We start from the raw sequence: 2,679 nt of genomic DNA on the forward strand, positions 1-2,679 counted from the left end.
GTGAGAAGGACGTTATCGTTTTCCAAGAAGTTAGAGAACCATATTGGTGCAGTTTGGTACTTTGTTCATCACTACAATGCATCCTTACCTATTTAGGACTACCTTTTCAATTTCTGCTTGCTTCAGGTTGTACAATTGGCCTGGCTGAGGCATTTGAACAGAAACCTGCGGGCTTGAATTAGAAGCACTTTTTCAGCAACCAGTTCTGAGCTTTACTGCGTTGCCTGATCGAGTAAGTGCTGCCCAGCTTTTGTGACAGAGCCCCTGCTGGTTTAATCACTAGCAAGTTGCCAAACACGAATGGAGGCATCTTCACTACAACTGATGAGTTGTCCATCTGGGCTGAAGACTAAACCAGTTACCGTTCGTGTATGCCCCTTGAGCTGTTGTAGCACTTGACCAGTGGCAACATCCCAGAGCTTAATATCATGGTCAATTCGTACACAAAATGTTTGAAGATAGCCCGTTGCCAGAAGGCGACCGTCAGGACTGAAAGCAATTGCAGTGCATGGGTGGTCGCTGTAGTCTGGGAGTGTATGCCTCATTTCACCCGTCTCCAGATTCCAGATTGTGATTTTTCGCCAGTAAACTGCTGCTAGCAACCGCTCATCGGGGCTGAGCGCAATACAGGTTGCCTGGGCTGAAGCTGGAAGTAAGGGAGAGGACAGGGGTTCGCCCGTCAACCAGTTCCAAAATCTAATCGAACCTGATTCCGCCGTGCTGATCAAGCACTCGTAACGGCTACTAAACACCAAGTTGAGAACATCGGAGCCTTTGCCAATTTTTGGATCGTGCACAAACGAGTGTAAGAGCTTGCCCTGTTGCCAATTCCAAATGTAAATACCATGGCCGCCGCCACTGGCTAGCCATTGTCCATCGGCACTAATGGCTGAACATCTGTATGAACTGAACCGTCCATGCTTTAAACTCTGAATTTTTCGTCTCGATGCCACATCCCAAATGCCAATCCCACCATTTTCAATCACAAAGAGGGTGAGTGGCAGACCAACGATCGCTGGGGTCAGGGCCAAAGTCATTCCATAGTAGAAACAACGGTGGAATTGAACTGTCAAGCTATGTAGGAGTTCGCCCGACGCTAAATCCCAGATTTTCGCCGTGTTATCTATGGAATATGTGATGAAAGTTTTGCCATCAGGGCTGAGTACCAGTGCTTGAATGTCACCCGTATGCCCAGCAAATGGGGAAAATATCTCATTTGTTTTTAAGTTGCGCAGCACTAGACTGCCGTCTTCGCTGGTGGTTGCCAATAAGCCACCATCTTGAGAAATTGCCATCCGACGATGATCGCGACCGTAGCTGAAATCGCCACCGATGGTGAAATTAGGAATCACCGGCATTCCTGGCGGCAAAGTATTTAAACGTTGCCCTCGTTGTAAGTCCCAAATCTGCGTTTTGTCCCTACGAATTTTACAGAGCAGCAGTTTAGCATCTGCACTGAGCCAAATGTCAGCCACACCCTTTGGCTCCTCTCCACTGCTATCGGAATAGGGGTTTATGGGCGATGGAATGTAATGAATGACAGAGCGGCTGTGCAGCTCGGCATTGCTGACCAGATCCCATACTTTGAATGCTCCCCCCTTATCGGTTTCATTACCTGCCACAACGATTTGTCCTGTTGAATTAATCGCGACACAGGTGATTTGAGCAGGCATGTCAAAGGTACAGAATGCCTGACCCGTTGGCAGATGCCAAACCATAACTTGCTCTCGGTAAACGTGTCGACCGACAATAGTGTGGCGATCGGCACTCAAGGATTGGTCATCAAATTGACAATAACCACACTGGATCTCGCCTAGCATTTGTTGAGAGGGAATATCCCAAATCGTCACTCTGTCATTAGCATCATAGAAAAGGGAACCAATCTTGCCATACCGAACGATCGCGGTTTGGCCATCTTGAGAAATTCGAATTTCTTTGGGGTCATCGCGGAATTCCAGAGTCTGTATGAGTTTACCTGTGCCAACTTCCCAAGTGCCAATGATGCCTCCTTTTTCTACCGCCACAATCGCTGTTCCATCTGGATAAAGCCCGATCCGCTCCCAAAACTTGAGGGTTTTCAGGGTATAACGCAGTTGAAAAGGCATAGGGCAAACCGATTCAGGACGACACAACCTTAGCCTAACTCCTGTGTTAGGGAATACTAGTCAATGGCTTTGGCAGTGAAATGGAGTGATAGCCTTGATGTCACCGTTATCCGAAGCAATAGAACGTCTTGAAGCTAAGTATCCAGGAGTTTTAGAACTAGGAGCGAAATTTGAATATATTGAATCAGTAGTACGTGAACTTCCATATCAACTACCAAAGGAGACCTACGAGTTATACCTCTTAACAGATGGATTGGCTGCTCGTGTCCTTTTCTGGGGTGGCCATCTCCTCTGTCTTTCTGAAGCTGTTGATGCTTATAAGAGGTTGCAAAAATACAATAACTTTGGGGTAGTGCCATTTAGGAAAGGATAGAGAAAATAGACTGATTGAGTGAAGTGATCCGTTGCCGGTGTTCGTTGTAGTGGTGAATGAAGTTCCAGATCACACCAATGTGATTGCTCAAATTCTTTGAGAACGACAACGTTTTTCGCACTAATCGGGACACTCGCTGTCTCAAGGTGTTGTTGAATCGCTCAATGTAACTGGTTAATCCTGTTTCCTTACCCACAACTC

The 2,679-nt window shown here is 46.8% G+C and carries 3 protein-coding genes and 1 pseudogene; 2 read left to right on the plus strand and 2 right to left on the minus strand.

Annotation, left to right across the window (positions count from 1 at the left end; translation table 11 throughout):
* Positions 1-96, plus strand: a pseudogene (locus NDA01_RS31725) (IS1 family transposase); the annotation flags it as partial.
* 176 nt (positions 97-272) lie between these two features.
* Here NDA01_RS31725 and NDA01_RS31730 read toward each other — a convergent pair.
* Complete coding sequence (locus NDA01_RS31730) at positions 273-2,105, minus strand: WD40 repeat domain-containing protein (protein WP_348231191.1); 1,833 nt, start codon at positions 2,103-2,105, stop codon at positions 273-275.
* Between the two features lie 97 nt (positions 2,106-2,202).
* Between NDA01_RS31730 and NDA01_RS31735 the strand changes: the two genes are divergently transcribed.
* Positions 2,203-2,478 (plus strand): SMI1/KNR4 family protein, encoded by a 276-nt coding sequence (locus tag NDA01_RS31735; protein WP_348231192.1) that lies wholly within the window; start codon positions 2,203-2,205, stop codon positions 2,476-2,478.
* On the opposite strand, the gene NDA01_RS31740 is transcribed toward NDA01_RS31735, so the two are convergent.
* A partial coding sequence (locus tag NDA01_RS31740) for an IS1 family transposase (RefSeq protein WP_348231193.1) occupies positions 2,465-2,679 on the minus strand: 215 nt, incomplete at its 5' end. The two genes, NDA01_RS31735 and NDA01_RS31740, sit on opposite strands and share 14 nt — an antisense overlap.

It is taken from the genome of Trichocoleus desertorum AS-A10 (genome assembly GCF_039962155.1).
In the GTDB taxonomy this organism is placed as follows: Bacteria; Cyanobacteriota; Cyanobacteriia; order FACHB-46; family FACHB-46; genus Trichocoleus.

Coding starts and splice junctions, on each gene's coding strand:
- NDA01_RS31730 (WP_348231191.1), bottom strand. CDS start 2,105: ATGCCTTTTCAACTGCGTTATACCCTGAAAACCCTCAAGTTTTGGGAG.
- NDA01_RS31735 (WP_348231192.1), top strand. CDS start 2,203: ATGTCACCGTTATCCGAAGCAATAGAACGTCTTGAAGCTAAGTATCCA.